Source organism: Aquabacterium soli, from assembly GCF_003933735.1.
Taxonomy (GTDB): domain Bacteria; phylum Pseudomonadota; class Gammaproteobacteria; order Burkholderiales; family Burkholderiaceae_C; genus Aquabacterium; species Aquabacterium soli.
In genome coordinates, this window is record NZ_RSED01000099.1 from 1 (window position 1) to 397 (window position 397).

Below are 397 nucleotides of genomic sequence, written 5' to 3' on the forward strand. Positions count from 1 at the left end.
TGCCGTGGTTGGTCAGCAGGCCCCAGACCAGGTCGTCGTCGATGCGCATGCGGCACACCAGGGTGTTGCTGGAGGCGATCTTCAGGATCTGAGCGGGGCTCAGGGTGTTGATCAGGTCGGCGGCCGATTCCGACAGGCCCAGGCGGAACAGCGCCTGTTCGCGGTCCGAGCGGATCAGGCTCTGGGCCAGCATCAGGTAGGACAGGTTGGTTTCGCGGATTTCGGCGAGGATCTGGTCGTTGTTCATGGCGTCTGGCTCCTGGGGTATCAGCGGGTGTCGCTGCGTTGTCGATGGAGTCATTGTGCTGAAACCGGCCAGTTTTCTTGATAGGGGTCTGGATGTAAGGAAGGACGGCGCGCGGATGTGCGTTCTGTAGGAATTTGCCCTACAGAACGC

General features: G+C 61.2%; 1 protein-coding gene. It reads right to left on the minus strand.

Annotated elements, in window-relative coordinates; genetic code table 11:
• Positions 1–247 (minus strand): flagellar transcriptional regulator FlhD (gene flhD / locus EIP75_RS23940; RefSeq protein WP_125245684.1); only part of this gene is annotated, 247 nt, incomplete at its 3' end.
• Positions 248–397 lie beyond the last annotated feature (150 nt).